This is a genomic window from Actinoplanes subglobosus (genome assembly GCF_042650585.1).
GTDB classification, from domain to species: Bacteria; Actinomycetota; Actinomycetes; order Mycobacteriales; family Micromonosporaceae; genus Actinoplanes; species Actinoplanes subglobosus.
In genome coordinates, this window is sequence record NZ_JBHSBL010000005.1 from 332,525 (window position 1) to 354,963 (window position 22,439).

At 68.8% G+C, this 22,439-nt stretch carries 17 protein-coding genes and 1 tRNA gene; 13 read left to right on the forward strand and 5 right to left on the reverse strand.

Annotated features, from left to right (window positions below):
- Positions 1–148: 148 nt before the first annotated feature.
- A complete protein-coding gene (gene pyk, locus ACFO0C_RS05005) occupies positions 149–1,585 on the forward strand; it encodes a pyruvate kinase (RefSeq protein WP_378065313.1) in 1,437 nt (478 codons plus the stop codon).
- Positions 1,586–1,643: 58 nt separating this feature from the next.
- Positions 1,644–2,513: an acyl-CoA thioesterase gene (locus ACFO0C_RS05010; RefSeq protein WP_378065560.1), complete on the forward strand. Its 870-nt coding sequence runs from the start codon at positions 1,644–1,646 to the stop codon at positions 2,511–2,513.
- Between the two features lie 89 nt (positions 2,514–2,602).
- Here ACFO0C_RS05010 and ACFO0C_RS05015 read toward each other — a convergent pair whose 3' ends face one another.
- Together ACFO0C_RS05015 and ACFO0C_RS05020 are read right to left on the reverse strand one after the other, a co-directional pair.
- Positions 2,603–3,478: a hypothetical protein gene (locus tag ACFO0C_RS05015; RefSeq protein WP_378065314.1), complete on the reverse strand. Its 876-nt coding sequence runs from the start codon at positions 3,476–3,478 to the stop codon at positions 2,603–2,605.
- Between the two features lie 274 nt (positions 3,479–3,752).
- Positions 3,753–3,826: transfer RNA gene (locus tag ACFO0C_RS05020), tRNA-Leu, on the reverse strand.
- A 167-nt stretch (positions 3,827–3,993) separates the two neighbouring features.
- Here ACFO0C_RS05020 and ACFO0C_RS05025 point away from each other — a divergent pair.
- The 5 genes from ACFO0C_RS05025 (at position 3,994) to ACFO0C_RS05045 (ending at position 8,782) form a co-directional block, all read left to right on the forward strand.
- A complete protein-coding gene (locus ACFO0C_RS05025) occupies positions 3,994–4,605 on the forward strand; it encodes an ANTAR domain-containing response regulator (RefSeq protein WP_317787579.1) in 612 nt (203 codons plus the stop codon).
- 196 nt (positions 4,606–4,801) lie between these two features.
- Positions 4,802–6,094: a branched-chain amino acid ABC transporter permease gene (locus ACFO0C_RS05030; RefSeq protein WP_378065315.1), complete on the forward strand. Its 1,293-nt coding sequence runs from the start codon at positions 4,802–4,804 to the stop codon at positions 6,092–6,094.
- Positions 6,095–6,104: 10 nt separating this feature from the next.
- Positions 6,105–7,097, forward strand: coding sequence for a branched-chain amino acid ABC transporter permease (locus tag ACFO0C_RS05035; protein WP_378065316.1), 993 nt, complete (start codon positions 6,105–6,107; stop codon positions 7,095–7,097).
- Positions 7,087–8,010 (forward strand): ABC transporter ATP-binding protein, encoded by a 924-nt coding sequence (locus ACFO0C_RS05040; RefSeq protein ID WP_378065317.1) that lies wholly within the window; start codon positions 7,087–7,089, stop codon positions 8,008–8,010. Before ACFO0C_RS05035 ends, ACFO0C_RS05040 begins: the two co-directional genes overlap by 11 nt.
- Positions 8,003–8,782 carry an ABC transporter ATP-binding protein gene (locus tag ACFO0C_RS05045; protein WP_378065318.1) on the forward strand — a complete coding sequence of 260 codons (780 nt, stop codon included), beginning with the start codon at positions 8,003–8,005 and terminating at the stop codon, positions 8,780–8,782. The genes ACFO0C_RS05040 and ACFO0C_RS05045 overlap by 8 nt, the downstream gene beginning before the upstream one ends.
- Positions 8,783–8,907: 125 nt before the next feature.
- On the opposite strand, the gene ACFO0C_RS05050 is transcribed toward ACFO0C_RS05045, so the two are convergent.
- The gene (locus ACFO0C_RS05050) at positions 8,908–10,170 is read right to left on the reverse strand and encodes an ABC transporter substrate-binding protein (protein ID WP_378065319.1); all 1,263 of its coding nucleotides are present in this window, start codon (positions 10,168–10,170) and stop codon (positions 8,908–8,910) included.
- Between the two features lie 230 nt (positions 10,171–10,400).
- Here ACFO0C_RS05050 and polA point away from each other — a divergent pair, with 230 nt between their 5' ends.
- Positions 10,401–13,103 carry a DNA polymerase I gene (gene polA, locus ACFO0C_RS05055; protein ID WP_378065320.1) on the forward strand — a complete coding sequence of 901 codons (2,703 nt, stop codon included), beginning with the start codon at positions 10,401–10,403 and terminating at the stop codon, positions 13,101–13,103.
- A gap of 618 nt (positions 13,104–13,721) precedes the next feature.
- Positions 13,722–14,015: an ArsR/SmtB family transcription factor gene (locus tag ACFO0C_RS05060; RefSeq protein WP_378065561.1), complete on the forward strand. Its 294-nt coding sequence runs from the start codon at positions 13,722–13,724 to the stop codon at positions 14,013–14,015.
- Between the two features lie 261 nt (positions 14,016–14,276).
- Here ACFO0C_RS05060 and ACFO0C_RS05065 read toward each other — a convergent pair whose 3' ends face one another.
- A complete protein-coding gene (locus tag ACFO0C_RS05065; protein WP_378065321.1) occupies positions 14,277–14,495 on the reverse strand; it encodes a hypervirulence associated TUDOR domain-containing protein in 219 nt (72 codons plus the stop codon).
- Between the two features lie 49 nt (positions 14,496–14,544).
- Positions 14,545–15,357 carry a class I SAM-dependent methyltransferase gene (locus ACFO0C_RS05070; protein ID WP_378065322.1) on the reverse strand — a complete coding sequence of 271 codons (813 nt, stop codon included), beginning with the start codon at positions 15,355–15,357 and terminating at the stop codon, positions 14,545–14,547.
- Positions 15,358–15,679: 322 nt separating this feature from the next.
- Here ACFO0C_RS05070 and rpsA point away from each other — a divergent pair, with 322 nt between their 5' ends.
- The 4 genes from rpsA (at position 15,680) to ACFO0C_RS05090 (ending at position 21,981) form a co-directional block, all read left to right on the forward strand.
- Positions 15,680–17,185, forward strand: a complete 1,506-nt coding sequence (rpsA, locus tag ACFO0C_RS05075; RefSeq protein ID WP_378065323.1) for a 30S ribosomal protein S1 — start codon at positions 15,680–15,682, stop codon at positions 17,183–17,185.
- A gap of 321 nt (positions 17,186–17,506) precedes the next feature.
- Complete coding sequence (coaE, locus tag ACFO0C_RS05080) at positions 17,507–18,472, forward strand: dephospho-CoA kinase (protein WP_378065324.1); 966 nt, start codon at positions 17,507–17,509, stop codon at positions 18,470–18,472.
- Positions 18,473–18,695: 223 nt separating this feature from the next.
- Entirely contained in the window at positions 18,696–20,813 is a 2,118-nt protein-coding gene (gene uvrB / locus ACFO0C_RS05085) for an excinuclease ABC subunit UvrB (protein WP_378065325.1), read from the forward strand.
- A gap of 40 nt (positions 20,814–20,853) precedes the next feature.
- Positions 20,854–21,981, forward strand: coding sequence for a GNAT family N-acetyltransferase (locus tag ACFO0C_RS05090; RefSeq protein WP_378065326.1), 1,128 nt, complete (start codon positions 20,854–20,856; stop codon positions 21,979–21,981).
- The last annotated feature ends 458 nt before the right edge of the window (positions 21,982–22,439 follow it).

Genomic DNA, 22,439 nt, shown 5'->3' on the forward strand with positions numbered 1-22,439 from the left:
CCGCTAGGCTGAACCGGCGGTCGCTGAAGCCCGCGGACGACGCAGCGCACCCGCCACACCTCGCGGGTTGACCTCGCCGTCGACACCCGCAGTTCATGCCGATGACCGGGGTCGGCCGCCGCGCCGCCCCAGGAGAAGGACTAGCCTGATGGCCGTGACACGCCGCGTAAAGATCGTCTGCACGATGGGGCCCGCCACCAAGTCACCCGAGCGCATGCTCGGACTGGTGGAGGCGGGCATGAACGTGGCCCGGATGAACTTCAGCCACGACACCCGGGAGAACCACCGGGAGATGTACGAGCTGGTCCGCGCGGCCGCCGAGCAGGCCGACCGTCCGGTCGCCATCCTGGCCGACCTCCAGGGTCCGAAGATCCGGCTCGGCAAGTTCGCCGACGGCCCGCACCGCTGGGAGACCGGTGACCGCGTCGTCATCACCAGCGACGAGATCCTCGGCACCAAGGACCGCGTCTCCTGCACCTACAAGAAGCTCCCGCACGAGGTCAAGGTCGGTGACCGCCTCCTGATCGACGACGGCAAGGTCGCGATCGAGGTGACCGAGGTCGAGGGCGAGGACATCCACTGCCTGGTCACCGAGGGTGGCCCGGTCAGCAACAACAAGGGCGTCTCGCTGCCCAATGTCGCGGTCAGCGTCCCGGCGCTGAGCGACAAGGACGAGGAGGACCTGCGGTTCGCCCTGGGTCTCGGCGTCGACCTGGTCGCGCTGTCGTTCGTCCGCAACCCGGAGGACATCGACCTCGTTCACAAGATCATGGACGAGGAGGGCCGCCGGGTCCCGGTCATCGCCAAGGTGGAGAAGCCGGAGGCGGTCGACCACCTCGAGGCGATCGTGCTGGCCTTCGACGGCGTCATGGTGGCCCGTGGCGACCTCGGCGTCGAGCTGCCGCTCGACCAGGTGCCGCTGGTGCAGAAGCGTGCCGTCCAGCTGTGCCGGGAGAATGCGAAGCCGGTCATCGTGGCGACCCAGATGCTCGACTCGATGATCGAGAACTCGCGGCCCACCCGCGCCGAGGCCTCCGACGTCGCCAACGCGGTGCTCGACGGCGCCGACGCGGTGATGCTGTCCGGCGAGACCTCGGTCGGTAAGTACCCGGTGCTCACCGTCAGCACCATGGCCAAGATCGTCTCGACGACCGAGGCCGGCGGCATGGGCGTTCCGCGCCTGCAGCACGACCCGCGCACCCACGGCGGCGCGCTGACCGTCGCGGCCTCGCAGATCGCCCGCAACATCGGTGCCAAGGCGCTGGTGGCGTTCTCGCAGACCGGCGACACCGTCCGGCGCCTCGCCCGGCTGCACTGCGACCTGCCGCTCTACGCGTTCACCCCGGTCGCCGAGGTGCGCAACACCCTCGCTCTGAGCTGGGGTGTGGAGACCTTCCTGACCGACTTCGTCGAGCACACCGACGACATGTTCCGGCAGGTCGACGCGAAGATGCTGGGTCTCGGTCTGGCCAAGCCCGGCGACTACGTGGTCGTCGTGGCCGGCTCCCCGCCGAACGCGCCGGGCTCCACCAACACCCTGCGGGTGCACCAGCTCGGGACGCTCGTCGACCCGGCGACGGTGTGACCTCCTGCACGTGAACGGCAGCGCGTCACGCCGTCGGCCGTAAGGTGACAGCGTGACGTTGCTCCAGGGTCAGGCCGCCGTCGACCAGCTTCTCGAGCTTCTCGATCTGAAGCAGGTCGACGCGGCCACCTTCCAGGGCGAGAGCCCGCAGACCGGCGCTCAGCGTGTGTTCGGCGGCCAGGTCGCCGGGCAGGCGCTGGTCGCCGCCGGCCGCACTGTCGACCCGTCCCGCCACGTGCACTCGCTGCACGGCTATTTCGTGCGCCCGGGCGACCCGACCGTGCCGATCACGTTCCACGTCGAGCAGATCCGTGACGGGCGCTCGTTCTCGGTGCGCCGGTCGACGGCCAGGCAGCACGGCAGGACGATCTTCTTCATGTCGGCGTCGTTCCAGGTCCCCGAGGAGGGGCTGGACCATCAGGAGCCGGCCCCGGTCGGTGTGCCCGAGCCGGAGGACGTGCCGACGATCCTGCACTGGGCCGATCGTTACCCGGAGCGGATGGCCATGTTCAAGGCCTCGCCCCGCTCGGTGGACGTCCGTTACGTGGGTGTCCCCGGCTGGGTCCCGCCCGGTGACCGTGACGCCGAGCCGCTCCAGCGGGTGTGGATGCGGCTGGACGGCAAGCTGCCCGACGACCCGCTGATCCACGCCTGCGCGCTGACCTACGCCTCGGACATGTCGCTGCTCGACGCGGTGCTCTCCACCCACGGCGAGGTCTGGGGTCCCGGCGGTGTCATCGGCGCGAGCCTCGATCACGCTCTCTGGTTCCACCGGCCGTTCCGTGCCGACGAGTGGTTCCTCTACGACAGCTCCAGCCCGTCCGCGAGCGGGGCCCGTGGTCTCGCCGGCGGCCGCATGTTCACGCGGGAGGGCCGGCACATCGCGAGCGCCGTCCAGGAGGGCCTGCTGCGCCGGATCGGCGGCTGACCCCGCCGATAGGGACCCCGCCGGTGGGGATCCCGGCCTGGCGACCGGCCGACATCAGATCCACCACCGGCGGGACCGGGGGACAGGCCTCACCGGCCGGGCCGCTCGACTTCGCCCTCCACACCCTCGGGCGTGTCCGGGATCGCGGGGATGTCCTTCGGGGACTCGACGACCGCGCCGGCCCGCGGCCCGGTGATCCCGGCCTGGGCGAGCATCGCGTCGAGGTCGGCGGTGGTCCGGACCACCCGGTCGTGGAAGCTCTCGGCGGCCGGCGCCGCCGCGGTCTCGGACGAGGGCCCGGGGCGGGCCCGGTGCCGCGCCCGCGAGCGGGCCGGCGCACCCTCGAAATCGGTGATCCCGGCCGCGTAGCCGCTCACCCCGGCGGCCCGCTCGGGAGGCAGTTCCAGCACGTCCTTGCGCGGGCCGGCGATCTCCCGCAGGCGCAGCGCGGTCACCAGGTCGGCGACCGCGCGCAGGGCGCTCAGCGCGCCGAGGACCACGATCACCATCGGCCCGGTACGCGCGAACGAGCTCGACGAGAAGAATCCCAGCCCGGTCTGGAGCACGCCGACGGTGACGAGCAGGCTCCAGGTGCGGTCGGCGCCCCTGGTCATGATCCCGACCGCGATGTCGACGGCCCCGCGCACCATCAGGTACCACCCGATCAGTGCGGCCGGAGTGGTGTAGGTCGAGTCCTGGTTGTCCCACATCAGCAGGCCGCCGGTCGCCGCGAAGAGCACCAGCAGGCACGCGTTGAGCCACCACATCCGGGTCCCGGCGAGAGCGCGCAGCATCTCGCCGACCGCACCGAACAGCACGATCGGCCCGGCCACCGCGGGGATGTCGATGGGTTCCAGGCGCAGCACCGACCAGGAGATCGCCAGCCAGGCCGCGCCGGTGAACATCAGGAAGCCCCACATGCTCCCGCGCTTGACGGTCGAGGGCGAAGAACCGGACCACAACATGAGGCCTCCCGATGATGCTGTCCATGCCATGACAGCATCCTGGGCAGCCCCGGGCCCGCGGTTCGCGTAGATTGCTCGCTTTACCGTCGCCTTTTCGGCCCGTAACGCAACGGTCATCGGTGTGTGATTGATTGTCCGATAATTGTCGCGGCCGGACACCCGGGGAAATGATTTTCCAGACCGGCGGATCAAAGGCGTCCCCGGGCCCTGGCCGCGCCGCATAGGCGGACGTCAGAGGAGGTGAACGTGCTCTCCGACGGCCCGGCGATATTTGTGCCCCCGGTGGGATTCGAACCCACACTGTATGGTGTTTGAGACCATCTTCTCTGCCGGTTGGAATACAGGGGCGGCGCCGTAACAAGGCTGTAAGCCAAAGTACGGCGTGAGCAAGCCTCAGCACGGCGTGAGTTGGTCACGCCAGGATGAGACTCCGACAGCCTACCTACTAGGCTTAGGGCGGCGACACCCACATACCGGGGTGTCGCGACATCGACGTTCTGGGGGTAGGGGTTTCCGTGGCCGACACGCAGGGTGGTGCGGAGCGCAAGCGGGTGCTCATCGCCGAGGACGAGGCCCTGATCCGGCTGGACCTGGCCGAGATGCTCGTGGAGGAGGGTTACGACGTCGTCGGTGAGGCCGGTGACGGCGAGACCGCCGTGCGCCTGGCCGAGGACCTCAAGCCCGACCTGGTGATCCTGGACATCAAGATGCCGATCATGGATGGTCTGGCGGCGGCCGAGCGGATCGCCGGCGGCCGGATCGCCCCGGTCGTCATCCTGACCGCGTTCAGCCAGCGTGACCTGGTCGAGCGGGCTCGCGCGGCGGGGGCCATGGCCTACCTGGTGAAGCCCTTCCAGAAATCCGATCTGGTGCCGGCGATCGAGATCGCCCTCTCCCGGTACTCGGAGATCTCCGTGCTGGAGTCCGAGGTCGCCGGCCTGACCGAGCGTCTCGAGACGCGCAAGTCGGTGGAGCGCGCCAAGGGCGAGCTGATGACGAAGTACTCGATGACCGAGCCGCAGGCCTTCAAGTGGATCCAGCGTGCCGCGATGGACAACAGGATGACCATGCGTGAGGTTGCCGACCGCATCCTGCAGGAGTCGACCGGGGGGACTCCTGCCGGTTAGTCCGGTTGGTCCCGCAGCAACGAGCCGGTGGTACATGTCACGTGCCACCGGTTTCGTATTGGCTCTTGACGAAAGGTTGAGGCTCCGTAACGGCTTTGTTACGACCGGCTGCTCAGCTGCTTGGCAGGCTATGATCCGCCAGTCCTTCCGCGATACATCTGGCGGGGATTTCTGCTGCTAAACACAAGGAGCATCGTTGCGTAGAGCCGTGATCATCTTCACGGCCGTTCTCGGTTTCCTGTTCACTTCCCTGGGTTTCGGCGCCACAAGCGCCTTAGCTGAGGGTGAGGCGTTGCAGGGCACTTTGATCAACGCGGGTCAGCCAGTGGCCAACGTGGTGATCAAGGTGTCGGACGAGGGCGGCACATCGGCCGGTGAGGCTAAGTCGGGTGCGGACGGCAAGTGGGTGGTCGCACTGAAGGCGGCCGGCACCTACAAGGTCGATCTCGACACCGCGACGCTGCCGCAGGGCGTGGTCGTCACCACGGGCCGATCGAGTCTGACGTTGACGGTGTTCGAGGGCGCGGCACGGAACGTGCTGTTCCCGCTGGGCGCGGCGGCCGCGACCGGCCCCGGCGCCGCGGAGCCCGAGGACGACAGCAACACGTCGCTCGCCCGGGTCCTCGACCTGGTCTACACCGGTGTTCACTTCGGTCTGATCATCGCACTGGCCGCTCTCGGCCTGTCGCTGATCTTCGGCACCATGGGACTGACGAACTTCGCGCACGGTGAGCTGATCACCTTCGGCGCCGTGGGCTGTTTCTTCCTCAACGTCACCGCCGGCCTTCCGCTGGAGCTCGCGGCACTCGCCGCAGTGGTGCTCGGTGGTGCCTTCGGTTACTTCCAGGACCGCCTGTTCTGGGGCTGGTTGCGCAACCGCCGTACCGGCCTGATCGGCATGATGATCATCTCGATCGGCCTGGCGCTGGTGCTCCGCTACACCTACCTCTACTTCTTCGGCGGATCCACCCAGCAGTACGCGCAGTACGTGGCCCAGCCCGGTATCGCCGTCGGCCCGATCTCGATCGCGCCGAAGAACCTGATCATGGACGGCATCGCGATCGTCGTCCTGATCGCCGTCTCGCTCGCGCTGGTCATGACCCGGCTCGGCAAGGCGACCCGCGCGGTGTCGACCAACCCGGCCCTCGCCGCGGCCTCCGGCATCAGCGTCGACTCGATCATCCGCCTGGTGTGGACCATCGGTGGCGCCCTCGCCGCGCTCAGCGGCGTGATGCTGGGTGTCTTCCAGGGTGTCGGCTACCAGATGGGCTTCCAGATCCTGTTGCTGGTCTTCGCCGCGGTCACCCTCGGTGGTCTCGGAACGGCCTTCGGTGCTCTGCTGGGCAGCCTCGTCGTCGGTCTCGCCACGCAGCTGTCGACCCTGTGGATCCCGACCGAGCTCAAGAATGTCGGCGCCCTCGCGGTGCTGATCGTGATCATCCTCGTCCGGCCGCAGGGCATCCTGGGCCGCCGCGAGCGGATCGGCTGAGGGAGGTCCGATGAACTTCGAAATCATTGCCGGCGTCTCCCTCGAGTCGCTGATCAACGCTCAGATGATCGCGTACGCGCTGGCCGCGATCGGCCTGAACGTGCATTTCGGCTACACCGGCCTGCTGAACTTCGGTCAGTCGGCGTTCCTCGGCGTCGCCGCCTACGGCCTGGCCATGAGCGTCGCCACGTTCGGTCTGCCCTTCTGGATCGGTCTCGGCGTCGGCCTGCTCGGCGCGGTCGTCCTGGCACTGCTGCTCGGTATCCCGACGCTGCGGCTGCGCGCCGACTACCTGGCCATCGTGACCATCGCCGCGGCTGAGATCGTCCGCCTGCTGTTCCGCTCGGTGTCGCTCAACGAGTGGACCGGTGGCTCCGACGGCCTCCAGGCCTTCTCGGACGACTTCTACGCCATGAACCCCTACAGTTCGGCGCTGGAGATCGGCAACCTGATCAGCTTCAGCGCGCGTGAGCTGTGGATCATGACGGTCGGCTGGGCGCTGATCGCGATCTCGGTGCTCATCGTGTTCCTGGCGATGCGCAGCCCGTGGGGCCGGGTCATCAAGGCGATCCGCGAGGACGAGGACGCCGTCCGCAGCCTCGGTAAGAACGTCGTGTCGTACAAGATGCAGGCTCTCGTCCTCGGTGGCATCCTGGGCTCCCTCGGTGGCTACGTCATCGCCCTGGGCAACGCCGCGGTGCAGCCGGACACCTTCGGCACCGAGTTCACCTTCTACGCGTACGCCATCGTCATCCTCGGCGGCGCGGCGCGGGTCTTCGGTCCGGTCGTCGGTTCGATGATCTTCTGGTTCCTGCTGGCCTTCATCAACGCCCTGCTGCCGTCCGCCATCGACGCCGGGTACATCCCGGACTGGCTGATGACCAAGACGCAGGCGGGCGCGGTCCAGTACATCCTGGTGGGTCTGGGCCTCATGCTCCTGCTGATCTTCCGTCCGCAGGGCATCTTCGGTGACAAGAAGGAGGTCATGCTCGATGGCCGCTGACACCAATGTCCCGCCCGGCGTGGCCAAGGCGCGGGAAGCGCTCAAGGACGTCCCGCACGAGCCGGGCGCCAAGAAGAAGGACCCGATCCTGGTCGCCGACAAGGTGGTGCGGCGCTTCGGTGGCCTCACCGCCGTGCAGGTCGACCACATCGAGATCCAGCGTGGCGCGATCACCGCGCTGATCGGCCCCAACGGTGCCGGCAAGACGACGTTCTTCAACCTGCTCACCGGCTTCGACAAGCCGAACGAGGGGAACTGGACCTTCAACGGCGGCGCGCTCGCCGGTGTGCCGCCGCACAAGGTGGCCCGCAAGGGCATGGTGCGTACCTTCCAGCTCACCAAGGCGCTGTCCCGGCTGTCGGTCATCGACAACATGCGGCTCGGCGCCACCGGCCAGAAGGGCGAGTCCTTCTGGCAGGGGCTCATCCCGGCCCTCTGGCAGGGCCAGGAGAAGGAGATCACCGAGCGGGCCGACGAGCTTCTCGTCCGGTTCAAGCTCGACGCCAAGCGCGAGGACTTCGCCGGCAGCCTCTCCGGCGGCCAGCGCAAGCTCCTCGAGATGGCCCGGGCCCTGATGGTCCAGCCCGACATGGTGATGCTCGACGAGCCGATGGCCGGCGTGAACCCGGCCCTGACGCAGTCGCTGCTCGGTCACGTGAAGAGCCTGCGCGAGGACGGCATGACCGTTCTCTTCGTCGAGCACGACATGGACATGGTCCGCGACATCAGCGACTGGGTGATCGTGATGGGCCAGGGCCAGGTGATCGCCGAGGGCACGCCCGACACGGTGATGGCCGACCCGCGGGTCATCGACGCCTACCTGGGCGCGCACCACGACGGCACCGCGCACGACTCCGCCGAGGTGGCCGCCGAGGTGGCTGCCGAGGCCGAGGGAGGTAAGTCTGATGAGTAGCCGCTCCGACAACGAGATCCAGGACCGCTCCGCCCACGTGGCCGCGGCCGAGGGCGCGCTGGTCCGTGCCGACGACCTGATCGCCGGTTACCTCCCGGGCGTCAACATCCTCAACAACTGCGACCTGTACGCCAAGGAGGGCGAGCTGGTCGGCATCATCGGCCCCAACGGTGCCGGTAAGTCGACACTGCTCAAGTCCCTCTTCGGTCTGGTGACGATCCGGTCCGGCGCGGTCACGCTCCGGGGCGAGAACATCACCAACCTCAAGGCCAACAAGCTCGTGGCCAAGGGGATCGGGTTCGTCCCGCAGACCAACAACGTGTTCGGCACGCTCACCATCGAGGAAAACCTCGAGATGGGTACGTTCCTGCGGCCCAAGCGCTTCAAGGAGCGCTTCGAGTTCGTGGTCGGTCTGTTCCCCACCCTCGGCACCCGGCGCAAGCAGCGGGCCGGTGCGCTCTCCGGTGGTGAGCGGCAGATGGTCGCGATGGGCCGGGCCCTGATGATGGAGCCGAGCGTCCTCCTCCTCGACGAGCCGTCGGCGGGTCTGTCGCCGGCCATGCAGGACGAGGTGTTCTTCCGGACCAAGCAGATCAACGACACCGGCGTCACCGTGATCATGGTGGAGCAGAACGCGCGGCGGTGCCTCCAGATCTGCGACCGGGGCTATGTGCTGGACCAGGGCCGCAACGCGTACACCGCGTCCGGCCGGGACCTGATGCACGACCCCAAGGTGATCGAGCTCTACCTCGGGACCCTGGGCAAGGCCTGATCGGTTTCTGGAAAGGCCCCCGGCAGCGACTGCCGGGGGCCTTTCCGTGCGCCGCGGGCCGGGGCACAACGGGGCGAGGGCCCGGCCGAAACGGCCGGGCCCTCGCTTCTCACCAGTGGCTCAGATCAGATCTTGCCGGTCTGGTACGAGACGTTCTTGTAGGTGTTGTCGGCACCGTACTGGTAGATACCGATGGTGGCCTCGGCCGGGTCACCGGCGTCGTTCCACTCGACCGGACCGCTGACGCCGTCGTAGTCGATGTCCTTGCCGGCCGCCAGGAGGTCCTTGCAGGCCTGGTAGGTGGTGCACTTCTCGCCACCCTTGCTCACCGCGGCGAGCTGCTTGCTGTAGTCCGCCGGAGCGTCGCTCTTGGCGGCCTCAGCGGCCAGCGCGGCCAGGATGGTCGCGTCGTAGGACTCGGCCGAGTACGAGTAGTCCTTCAGCGCCGGGTCGACCTCGAGCAGCTTCTTCTGGAAGTCGTCAGAGGTCTTCGCGCCCGGCAGGGTGCCCTTGGCGCCCTCGAAGGTCCCGTTCGGGAACTCCTTGCCGTAGTTCGACAGGTTGCCGTCGACGAAGTACCACTTCTTGGCCTTCGCGGTCAGGCCGACCTCGACCAGCTTGGGGACGATCTTCTTGGTCTCGTCGAAGCCGATCAGCACGATGGCGGCCGGGTTGGCCTCCTTGATCTTGCCGATCTCGGCCGAGAAGTCGGCCGCCTTCGGGTCGTAGACCTCTTCGGCGACGACCTGGCCGCCACCGCTCTCGACGGCCGCGCGGACGCTCTTGGCGAGGCCCGTGCCGTACGCGTCCTGGAGGACCAGGAGGCCCACGGTCGCGTTGCCGTCGGCGACGACGAGGTCACCGAGGACGCGGCCCTGCAGGGTGTCCGGCGGGGCGGTCCGGTAGTAGAGGCCCTTGTCGTTGTACGTGGTGAACTTGTCGGACGTGTTCGCCGGCGAGATCTGCACCACGCCCGCGCCGGTGATCTTGTCGATCACGGAGAGAGACACCGACGAGGACGCCGCGCCGATGATGACGTCGACCTTCTCGGCGAGCAGCTTGTTCACGGACTGGCTGGCGATGTCGGTGGAGGTGTCGCCGGAGTCGGTGTCGCTGACCACGGCGTCCTTGCCCAGGACACCACCCGCGGCGTTGATCTCCTTGACGGCGAGGTCCACACCGGCGAACTCCGGCGGGCCGAGGAACGCGAGCGAACCGGTCTGCGGCAGCAGGGTGCCGACCTTGAAAACGCCGTCGCCACCCGCGGCCGCGGGGGCCGAGGAGGAGCCGGTCTCAGGTGTGTCACCGTCGTTCGAGCACGCGCCCAGAGCAAGGCAAGCGGCACCCAGCACGGCGACACCGCGCCATGCGAAGTTGCGGCGGATCATCAATTCTCCTTTGTCCAGCGCGGTGGGTGCATGGGTGGCCCCCACTGCCATGACGCTGATGGTGGCAACCTAATGAGCTGTGGACCTCGGGGCTAGCTCAAAGCTCCGGTTGCAACAGGACAGTTGCCTATCCGTAACTTTCCGCTAGCGGTCTGACGTTTGAGCGGGTGAACCGGCGGCCCGGACGGCGTACCGGGGATTGTCAGACCCGGCGACTAGAGTGCCGGGATGTGAGCGACGAAGCCGAGACCCCCCGCCTGCTGCTGCTCGACGGCCACTCGCTGGCCTACCGGGCCTATTTCGCGCTGCCGGTGGAAAACTTCAGCACCGCCACCGGGCAGCCGACCAACGCCGTCTTCGGCTTCACGTCGATGCTCATCAACATGTTGCGCGACGAGAAGCCGACCCACATCGCGGTCGCGTTCGACGTCTCCCGGCACTCCTTCCGCACCGACAAGTATGCGGAGTACAAGGCCGGCCGGTCGGAGACTCCGCAACCCTTCCAGGGCCAGGTCAGCCTGATCAAGGAGGTGCTGGAGGCGCTGCGCATCCCGGTGCTGGAGAAAGCCGGTTACGAGGCCGACGACATCATCGCCACCCTGGCTACCCAGGCGCGGGCCGCCGGGATGGAGGTGCTGATCTCCACCGGCGACCGGGACGCGTTCCAGCTGGCCGGCGAGCACACCACGATCATCTACCCGGTGCGTGGCGTCTCCGAGGTCTGGCGGATGACCCCGGACGCGATCGAGACGAAATATTTCGTCCGGCCCGAGCTCTACCGGGCGAAGGCGGCACTGGTCGGTGAGGCGAGTGACAACCTGACCGGCGTGCCCGGGGTGGGTGACAAGACCGCCGCCAAGTGGATCAAGGAGTATGGCGATCTCGACGGGATCATCGCCAACGTCGACAAGATCAAGGGCAAGGTCGGCGACAGCCTGCGCGCCCACCTGGCCGACGTGATCCGCAACTACGACCTCAACGCGCTGATCCGCGACCTGGAGCTGCCGCTGCGGCCGGAGGACGTGCGCTGGCAGGGGTGGGACCGGGAGGCCGTGCACCAGGTCTTCGACGCCCTGGAGTTCCGGATCCTCCGTGAGCGTCTCTACTCCTACCTCGACGCCGTCGAGCCCGAGGCCGAGGCCGGTTTCGACCTGGCCGGGCAGGTCCTGCGCTCCGGCGGTGTCGCCGCCTGGCTGCGGGAGCACGCCGGGACGGCCGCGGTCGGCGTGGCCGTCACCGGCACGTTCGGGCGCGGCACCGGCCGGCTCACCGGCATCGGCGTGGCCACCGCCGACGGCCCGGCCGCCTGGTTCGACCCCACCGGCCTCGACGAGGACGACGAGCGTGCCGTGGCGGCGTGGCTGGCCGAGCCGTCCCGGCCCAAGGTGATCCACGACGCCAAACCGGCCCTGCTCGCCTTCCACGCGCACGGCTGGCGGCTCGCCGGCGTCACCACCGACACCGCCCTCGCCGCCTACCTGGCCAAGCCCGACCAGCGGGCCTACGACCTCAACGATCTGGCCCTGCGCTATCTCAAGCGCGAGCTGAAGGTCGAGGAGCCAGCGGAGGCACAGCTGGCCTTCACGTTCGAGGGCGACGACACCGGCCCCGACGACTCCGCCGAGCAGGGCGTGATGCTCCGTGCCCGGGCCACCCTCGACCTGGCCGACGTCCTGATCGCCGAGCTGTCCCGTGACGGCGGGGAGTCGGTGCGCCTGCTGGCCGACGTGGAGCAGCCGCTCTCGGTGGTCCTCGCCGAGATGGAGCGGCGGGGCATCGCCGCCGACACCGACTACCTCTCCGAGCTGGAGTCGCACTTCGCCGCCGAGGTCAAATCCGCCCAGCAGGCCGCGCACGAGGTGGTCGGCCGCGAGTTCAACCTGGGCTCGCCCAAGCAGCTGCAGGAGATCCTCTTCGTCGAGCGCAACCTGCCGAAGACGAAGAAGATCAAGTCGGGTTACACCACCGACGCCGACGCCCTGACCAACCTGTTCGAGCAGACCGCCGACCCGCTGCTGGCACACCTGCTGCGCCACCGTGACGTCGCCAAGCTCAAGTCGACCGTCGACGGCCTGCTCAAGTCGGTCTCCGACGACACGCGCATCCACACCACGTTCAACCAGACCGTCGCCGCCACCGGCCGGCTCTCGTCGACCGACCCCAACCTGCAGAACATCCCGATCCGCACCGAGGAGGGCCGCCGCATCCGGCGGGCCTTCGTGGTCGGCCCGGGTTTCGGCACGCTGATGACCGCCGACTACAGCCAGATCGAGATGCGGATCATGGCGCACCTGTCCGGCGACGACGCGCTGATCGCCGCTTTCAACTCGGGCGCCGACTTCCATGCGGCCACCGCGTCGTCGGTCTTCCACGTCGGCCTCGACGAGGTCACGCCCGACCAGCGCCGCAAGATCAAGGCGATGAACTACGGCTTGGCGTACGGGTTGAGTGCCTTCGGTCTGTCCAACCAGCTGAGCATCTCCACCGAGGAGGCGCGCACGCTGATGACGGAGTATTTCGAGCGCTTCGGTGGGGTCCGCGACTACCTGCAGGCCGTGGTGCAGCGCGCCGGCAAGGACGGCTACACCGCGACGATCCTCGGCCGCCGGCGCTACCTGCCCGACCTGAGCAGCGACAACCGCCAGCGCCGCGAGATGGCCGAGCGGATGGCGCTGAACGCGCCGATCCAGGGTTCCGCCGCCGACATCATCAAGATCGCGATGCTGCACGTCGACGAGGCGCTGCGGGATTCCGGTCTCACCTCCCGGATGCTCCTCCAGGTCCACGACGAGCTGGTCTTCGAGGTCGCCCCCGGCGAGCAGGAGCCGCTGGAGGAACTGGTCCGCCGCGAGATGGGCGGCGCCTACCCGCTGTCGGTGCCCCTGGAGGTCTCCATCGGTGCCGGCCGCGACTGGAACGGCGCCGATCACTGACCCTCCCCGCTCGGTCTGGTCGTCTTCGGTCTTGCTGTCTGTTGGTCCGGTCTGGTCGCCTTCGGTCTTGCTGTCTGTTGGTCCGGTCTGGTCGTCTTCGGTCTTGCTGTCTGTTGGTCCGGTCTGGTCGTCTTCGGTCTTGCTGTCTGTTGGTCCGGTCTGGTCGTCTTCGGTCTTGCTGTCTGTTGGTCCGGTCTCGCCGTCCGCGGTAGGGGCCAAAGCCTCTGGCGCCCCGCGGATTCCCGGCTTCTGCCGGGCGTCCCCCTGGTTCATCAGGGCCGTCGGTTCCGGGGCGCGGTCACCGGCCGGGTGACCCGTGCGCCCGGTCGGGTGACGGGCGGGTGCGTCCGCGCACCCGTCCGGGTGGCATTCGTGCCGCTGGTTGCGCTCTTCTGCAACCCTGGGCCGATGCCGAGCCGATCGACGTCGATTGAGGTTCGTCCCGGGACCGCCACCGCGCTTCCCGGGGCGATGACCGGGCAGGCCGCCACGGCCCTTGCGAACGCACCCCGACCCCGGACGGCCGTCTCCCACGGCCACGGGTCGCATTCCGGGCCGATCGCCGCTCACGATGGCTCGATCGTCGTGGACGAACCGGTCGCCATCGGGCACGGGCCGATGGACTCGGATCAGGCGGGTGACCTCGCCGGCACGTTCAAGGCCCTGGGTGACCCGGTCCGGCTGCGCCTGCTGTCGATGATCGCCTCGGCCGCCGAGGGCGAGATCTGCGTGTGCGAGCTCAGCGAGGCGTTCCCGCTCACCGGCCCCACCATCTCGCACCACCTGCGGATCCTCCGCGAGGCGGGTCTGGTCCACGGCGCCCGCCGCGGTACCTGGGTCTACTACCGGGCGGTTCCCGGCGAGCTGACCCGCCTGGCCGGGGTCCTCGACGCCGGCCGTCCCGTCCCCTGAGCGCGGCGCCCGCCCAACCGTCCCCGGCGCGCGGCGCCCGCTCACTTGAGCGGGCCTTGCCACCGCGCGAGGTGTGAGCGGTCCGGGCCCGGCTCAGCGGTGCGAGGTCTGAGCGGTCTGGCCCCGGCTCAGCGGTGCGAGGTGTGAGCGGTCTGGCCCCGGCTCAGCGGTGCGAGGTGTGAGCGGTCCGGCCCCGGTTCGGTCGCGCGCTGTATGAGCGGTCCGGCCCGGTTCAGCCACGCGCCGCACCAAGCGTGCACGTCAGCCATGGCGTAGCGCCTCCGGCCGGTGCACCGCCTCGCGGCCCGTCCGGTCGCTTCGGACCTGGTACTGCGGTTCCTCGGGCGAAGCCGCGACGGTGCGCCCGGCGCTCTCGGTCCGTCGGGTGATCTTCCGCTGGACCGTGCCGCGAACCGTCTCCCCGTGGCTGCGCCAGCTCACCTTGTCGCCCTTTTTCAGGCTTTTCTTCGACTTGGTCATGATCGGCGCATACCCGGCCCGCCGGCGCGGAAACGGCGGGCGGCACCGGTCAGAGCTTGGGGAGGTCGCAGACGAAGATCGCGGTGCCCGGGAAGAGCCGGCCGCGCAGCGGGCTCCACTGGCCCCAGATCTCCTGGTGATCCTCCGGCCACTCCGGCTCGACCAGGTCACGCAGCACGAAGCCGGCCGCGACCAGCTCGCGGATCCGGTCGCCGAGGGTGCGGTGCTGTTCCAGGTAGGAGACGGTCCCGTCCTCGTCGCGCTCGACGTAGGGGGAGCGGTCGAAATACGAGTTCCGGGCGAGCAGGCCGGTCTCGTCGGGCTCGTCCCAGAAGACCCACCGCATCGGGTGAGTGATGGAGAACACCCAACTGCCGCCGGGTCGCAGCACCCGGGCCACCTCGCGCATCGCCGCACCCGAGTCGGCCACGAACGGGATCGCGCCGAACGCCGTGCAGACCACGTCGAACGCCCCGTCGGCGAACGGGAGGGCCATCGCGTCGGCCTGGACGAGCGGTACCCGTACCCCACTGCGCTCCGCCGCCTCCCGGGCGTGCCGCAACATGCCCGCCGAGAGGTCCATCGCGATCGGATGGGCGCCCTCGCGGCGCAGCCACCGGCTGGCTGCCGCGGCGCCGGCGCCCAATTCCAGAATCTTTTTTCCGTGTACGGGTCCGAGCAGGCGCGCGTCGGCCTCCCGCAGTCGCTCGGGGCACCAGACGAAGTCGACGTCACCCAGGAAGGCGCCGTGTTCGTCCTGGTAGTCGTCGGCGTCGAGGTCCCACCAGGACCGGTTCGCGCGGCGCGCCTCGGTCTCGGTCACACTGCCGGTGGGTGTCTCGAACGAGTGGGACGAAGTCACCCGGCAACGGTACGACAGGCGTGTTGACCGTCCCGATTCGGCCTATAAGGGGCATGCTGGCGGGTTCTCGGACGGCAATGTGCCGCGGTCCTCAGGAGGGCTTGCAACCTGTGGTAATGCGCACGGTAAGCTAGTCGATGCGCTCGCGGATCGTGTGCCTCGGCAGGGAGCAGGTTCCGTGGTCGTCGGTCTCGGCATGATCGACTGCGTTGATGTGACTGCTCTCGGGTTGGTCGTCTCGCTCGCTCGTGTCGTTTCCGACGACAGTTCCGTGGAGCGCGGGAGACACCACGAATCCATTCCGTTCGGAGCAACTGTCCACATGACGAGCAGCATCGAGGCCACCTCGAGCGCCAACCGGGTCACCGTCGACGATCTCGGATCCGAGGAAGCATTCCTCGCAGCCATCGACGAGACCATCAAGTACTTCAACGACGGCGACATTGTCGAAGGCACCGTCGTCAAGGTCGATCGGGACGAGGTCCTGCTCGACATCGGCTACAAGACCGAGGGCGTCATCCCCTCGCGCGAGTTGTCGATCAAGCATGACGTGGACCCCGCGGAAGTGGTGTCGGTCGGTGACCACATCGAAGCCCTCGTCCTCACCAAGGAGGACAAGGAAGGTCGTCTGATCCTCTCGAAGAAGCGTGCGCAGTACGAGCGCGCGTGGGGCACCATCGAGAAGATCAAGGAGGAGGACGGCGTCGTTCGCGGCTCCGTCATCGAGGTTGTCAAGGGTGGCCTCATCCTCGACATCGGCCTCCGCGGCTTCCTCCCGGCTTCGCTCGTCGAGATGCGTCGTGTCCGCGACCTCCAGCCGTACGTCGGCCGGGAGCTCGAGGCGAAGATCATCGAGCTGGACAAGAACCGCAACAACGTGGTCCTGTCCCGTCGCGCCTGGCTCGAGCAGACGCAGTCCGAGGTTCGTACCGAGTTCCTCAACAAGCTGCAGAAGGGCCAGGTCCGCAAGGGCGTCGTGTCCTCCATCGTCAACTTCGGTGCCTTCGTTGACCTGGGTGGCGTTGACGGCCTCGTGCACGTCTCCGAGCTCTCCTGGAAGCACATCGACCACCCGTCCGAGGTCGTCGAGGTCGGCCAGGAGGTCGAGGTCGAGGTTCTCGACGTCGACCTGGACCGCGAGCGTGTCTCCCTGTCGCTGAAGGCGACCCAGGAGGACCCGTGGCGTCAGTTCGCCCGGACCCACGCGATCAACCAGATCGTGCCGGGTAAGGTCACCAAGCTCGTCCCGTTCGGCGCGTTCGTCCGCGTCGACGACGGCATCGAGGGCCTGGTGCACATCTCCGAGCTGGCCGAGCGTCACGTCGAGCTGCCCGAGCAGGTCGTCCAGGTGGGTTCGGACGTTCTGGTCAAGGTCATCGACATCGACCTCGAGCGTCGCCGGATCTCGCTGTCGCTCAAGCAGGCCAACGAGGGCTTCGTCGAGGGCGAGGAGCACTTCGACCCGACCCTCTACGGCATGGCCGCGACGTACGACGCCGAGGGCAACTACATCTACCCGGAGGGCTTCGACCCGGAGACGGGCGAGTGGCTCGAGGGCTTCGAGAAGCAGCGCGAGACGTGGGAGAAGCAGTACGCCGACGCCCGCGAGCGCTGGGAGGCCCACACCAAGCAGGTGCAGGCGTCCCGCGACGCCGACGCCGAGGCCGCGCTCAACCCGGCTCCGGCCGGCGGCGTGACCACCTCGTCGTCGACCTCCTCCTCGAGTTCGTCGGCCCCGGCGCGCTCCGCTGAGGAGCCCGCGGGCACCCTGGCCACCGACGAGGCTCTCGCCGCTCTGCGCGAGAAGCTGGCCGGCGGCAAGAGCTGATCCAGCGGTAGCTGTAGTCAGTACCACCGAAAGGCCGTCCCGACTCCGGTCGGGGCGGCCTTTCGCCTTTCCGCCTGCCGGTCACCCCATTTCCCTCCGCCCGCCGGTCCTCCGGCTTGCCCCTGCCCGCCGGTCCCATGTGCCGCTCTGCCGCGGGTTTCCCGGGTGCCGCTCTGCGGCCGGTTTTCCGGGTGCCGCTCTGCCGCGGGTTTCCCGGGTGCCGCTCTGCCGCCGGCTTTCCGGGTGCCGCTCTGCCTTCCTTCGCCTGCTCTTCCCTCCCCGGCTCTGTGGTGCGGCCGGGCTGTGGCGATACTTGATCCCATGCTGAGAGTCGGGCTCACGGGTGGAATCGGTGCCGGCAAGAGCGCGGTGGCCCGGCGGCTCGCCGAGCGCGGCGCGGTGATCATCGACGCGGATCTGATGGCCCGTGAGGTGGTCGAGCCCGGCACGGACGGGCTCGCCGAGATCATCGAGGCGTTCGGGGCCGGTGTCCTCACGCCGGAGGGCGCGCTCGACCGGCCGGCGCTCGGGGCCCGCGTGTTCGGTGACGAGGCGGCACGGCGTCGGCTGGAAAAGATCATTCATCCTCGGGTACGGGAGAGGACCGACGCGTTGACCCGTGCGGCAGCGCCCGGCTCGATTGTGGTCAACGACGTGCCGCTGCTGGTGGAGGTGGGGCTCGCTTCGTCGTACCACCTGGTGATCGTGGTCATGGCCGACCGTGGGGTGCGGCTGGAGCGTCTCACCCGCCTGCGTGGCATGTCGGTGGCGGAGGCCACCGCACGGATCGACGCGCAGACCGGCGACGCGAGCCGGCGGGCCGCCGCTGACGTGGTGCTGACGAACGAGGACGACCTGGAGGGGCTGCACGCCCGGGTCGACGAGCTGTGGCATGACCGGCTTGTGCCGTTCGAGAGCAACCTGCGGTCCGGCCGTTCCGTGGTGGTCGATCCGGATTCGCCGATGGTGGAACCCGATCCGGAGTGGCCCCGGGCGGCCGCCCGGCTGATCGCCCGGATCCGGCACGGTATCGGTGACGTCGCTGACATCCAGCATGTCGGGCCGACCTCGGTCCCCGGCCGGAAGGCGCGGGACGTCATCGATCTGATGGTCGGCGTGGGCACCCCCGAGGAGGCCGACGGGCTTGCCGGGAAGCTCGGTGAGCTGGGCTTTCCCGCACGGCCGGGCGGGGTGCCGCCCGAGCGGCTGCATGGCGGCGCGGATCCGGGGCGGCCGGTCGAGGTCCGTGTCGTGGTGCAGGGCCCTCGCGGCGGCCGGGTCGACTGACCCACCGTGGGTGCGCTCGCCAGGGCGTCCGGGGCGCATCGAACCACGGTGCGGCGGTCGGGCCGTGTGGGTGCCCGGGCTGCCGGCGGCCGCCGCGAGCGGCCTACCCGCCCAGCGTAGGGCGCCCCCGAAGGCCCGGACAATGCCGGGAGCGCGGGCCGAATGTGCATCCTGAGCACGCCGCGCCGGAAACTTGTCATACCCCCGACGTACGGTGGTGGGCATGGCGCTCGACATCCCACGACTCGACGGCCGGTTCGAGGTCGTCAGCGACTACCAGCCAGCCGGTGACCAGCCCGCCGCGATCGATCAGCTGGAGCGGCGGGTCCGCGGCGGCGATCGGCACACCGTCCTGCTCGGCGCCACCGGCACCGGCAAGAGTGCCACCACGGCCTGGCTCATCGAGCGGCTCCAGCGGCCGGCCCTGGTGCTCGCGCCCAACAAGACGCTCTGCGCCCAGCTGGCCAAGGAGTTCCGCGAGCTCCTGCCCAACAACGCGGTGGAATATTTCGTCAGCTACTACGACTACTACCAGCCAGAGGCGTATATCGCTCAGACCGACACCTACATCGAGAAGGACTCGTCGGTCAACGAGGAGGTCGAGCGGCTGCGGCACTCGGCCACCATGTCGCTGCTGACCAGGCGCGACACCATCGTGGTCGCCACCGTCAGCGCCATCTACGGCCTCGGCACCCCGCAGGAATATGTGGATCGCGCCGTCCGGGTGAAGGTCGGCGAGGATGTCAACCGCGACAAGCTGCTGCGTCGCCTGGTCGACATTCAGTATGCGCGGAACGACATGTCCTTCCAGCGCGGCACGTTCCGGGTCCGGGGCGACACTCTGGAGATCATCCCGGCCTATGAGGAGCTCGCCGTCCGGATCGAGCTGTTCGGCGACGAGGTGGAGAAGCTCTACTATCTGCACCCGCTGACCGGCGACGTGATCCGCGAGGTCGACGAGCTGATCATCTTCCCGGCGACGCACTACGGCGCGGGCCCGGAGCGGATGGAGCGGGCGATCCGCGAGATCGAGGCGGAGCTGGAGGAGCGGCTCGCCGAGTTCGAGCGTCAGGGCAAACTGCTCGAGGCGCAGCGGCTGCGGATGCGGACCACCTACGACATCGAGATGATGCGGCAGGTCGGCTTCTGCAACGGCATCGAGAACTATTCGATGCACATGGACGGGCGCACCTTCGGCGAGCCGGCCTACACGCTGCTCGACTACTTCCCCGACGACTTCGTCACCGTCATCGACGAGTCGCACGTGACGATCCCGCAGATCGGCGGGATGTATGAGGGCGACGCCTCCCGGAAACGGATCCTGATCGAGCACGGGTTCCGCCTGCCCAGCGCCGCCGACAACCGGCCGTTGCGGTTCGACGAGTTCCTGGAGCGCGTCGGCCAGATGGTGTTCCTCTCCGCCACCCCGGGCAACTGGGAGATGCAGCAGGCCCAGGGCGAGTTCGTCGAGCAGGTCATCCGGCCCACCGGCCTGGTCGACCCGCAGGTGGTGGTCAAACCCACCAAGGGCCAGATCGACGACCTGATGCACGAGATCCAGGTGCGGACCGAGAAGGACGAGCGGGTCCTGGTCACCACCCTCACCAAGAAGATGGCCGAGGACCTCACCGACTACCTCCTGGAGAACGGGATCCGCGTGCGCTATCTGCACTCCGAGGTCGACACGCTGCGCCGCGTCGAGTTGCTCAAGGAGCTGCGCAAGGGCGACTACGACGTGCTGGTCGGCATCAACCTGCTCCGTGAGGGCCTCGACCTGCCCGAGGTGTCGCTCGTGGCGATCCTCGACGCCGACAAGGAGGGCTTCCTGCGCAGTGGCCGGTCGCTGATCCAGACCATCGGCCGCGCCGCCCGTAACGTGTCCGGCGAGGTCCACATGTATGCGGACAAGATCACGCCGTCGATGCGCGACGCGATCGACGAGACCGACCGGCGCCGGGCCAAGCAGATCGCCCACAACGAGGCCAACGGCATCAAACCGCAGGCTCTCCGTAAGAAGATCCACGACATCCTCGACGACATCTACAAGGAGGCCGAGGACACCGACGAGGTGGTCGGCGGCACCCTGGTCGGCGGTGCCGGCCGGCAGATGTCCCGTGGCAAGGCGCCCGTCCCGGAGACCCGGTCCAAGGGCAAGGCGGCGGCCACACCGGCCCGCGCCGGGATGGCCCGGGCCGAGTTGGCGCAGCTCATCCAGGACCTCAGCGACCAGATGCTCGGTGCGGCCCGTGAGCTGCAGTTCGAGCTGGCCGCCCGGATCCGCGACGAGATCCACGAGCTGAAGAAGGAGTTGCGCGGCATGGACATGGCGGGGGTGAAATAACCGGTCGTCCGGGGGCATGCCCATCACTACCCTGGCGGCCATGACGGCTGAAGTGCGACGGGTGGCGGATGCCCTGCCCGAGGACGAGTTGCTGGATCTCGTGCGACGGTGCCGGGCAGCCGACGGCGGCATGCCCCTGGTGACCGAGCCGTGGTTCCTTCGTGGGCGATGGCTGGCCGCGGGCACGGTGGCGTTCGAGGTCAGGGACGGCGGCGCGCTGATCGGAGCGGCCGCGGTGCGCCCCTCGGCGGGCGGGCCGATGCTCAGCGGTCTGGTGGACCCGGCGTTCCGCGGGCGCGGCATCGGGTCGGCGCTGCTCGACACCGCCCTCGCTGCCGCTGCCGATCTGGCACCCACCGCCGGTCCCGCTTCTGCCGCCGCCCCAGCATCTGCCGCCGCCCTGTTACCCGTTGCCGATCTGCCGCCCGCCGCCGGTCCCGCTTCTGCCGTCGCGCCAGCGTCTGCCGCCGCCCTGGTACCCGTTGCCGATCTGCCGCCCGCCGCCGGTCCCGCTTCTGCCGCCGCCCCAGCTTCTGCTGCGGATGTGGCACCCGCCGCCGCTCTTGCTTCCGCGTCCGTCCCCGCTTCTGCCGCCGCCTCGGCGCCCGCGGCTGGTTCGGTGACTGTGGAGTGTGAAGGGTTTACGTCGGGGGCGGCGGAGCTGTTCGCCTCGCGGGGGCTGGAGCGGGTCTTCGGTGAGGATGTGATGCGGATCAAGCCGTCCGCGGGCGGGTCTGAGGCCGGCTGGCCGGAGGGTGCCACTGTGGTCGAGTGGTCGGACGAGACCGCGGAGCGGTTCCATGCGGTCTATGCGGCGTCGTTCCGGGACCGGCCGGGCTTTCCCGATCCGACGGCTCAGGAATGGATCGAGGAGAACACCGAGGACGACGACTTCCGGGCCGAGTGGTCGATCCTGGCGACGGTGCCGGGGCACGGTGATGCCGGGTTCGTCACCGCTGCCGAGGGATGGATCGTGCAGGTCGGAGTGATTCCGGCAGTTCGGGGGTCCGGTCTCGGTGCGGCGCTCATCCGGGAGTCGTTGCGACGGATGGCTGGTGCTGGTGCGACCGAGGCGTGGCTGACCGTCAACGTGAACAATCCTTCGGCCGCGCGTCTCTATCGGTGGCTCGGGTTCGAGGACATGGGGCAGCGCGCCCGCTACCAGTGAACCGGCTGGGCCAGGTCCGGGACTTGAGGCCTGCACCAGGTCTGGTGACTGGTGGGCCCGGCTGGGCCAGGTGCGGTGACTTGAGGCCTTGGCCAGGAGCGGTGACTTGAGGCCTTGGCCAGGAGCCGTGACTTGAGGCTGGCCCGCGTCAGGTGTGGCGACTGCTGGGCCAGGTCTGGTGACTTGAGGCTGGCCCGCGCCAGGTCTGGTGACTTGAGGCTGGCCCGCGCCAGGTGTGGCGACTGCTGGGCCAGGTCCGGTGACCTTGAGCCTGCGCCGGGTCTGGGGACTCGTCGGCCCGGCTGGGCCAGGTCTGGTGACCCCGAGGGTCGGCGTGCCGGGATCCGTGTCGTGATCCAAAGGCGTGGTGGGCACCTGATCCAAAGGCCTTGGTGGGCACCTGTTGGGTCGCCCGTTGCTGGGCGGGGGTGCTCTGGCCGTACCCCTCGATGGTTGAT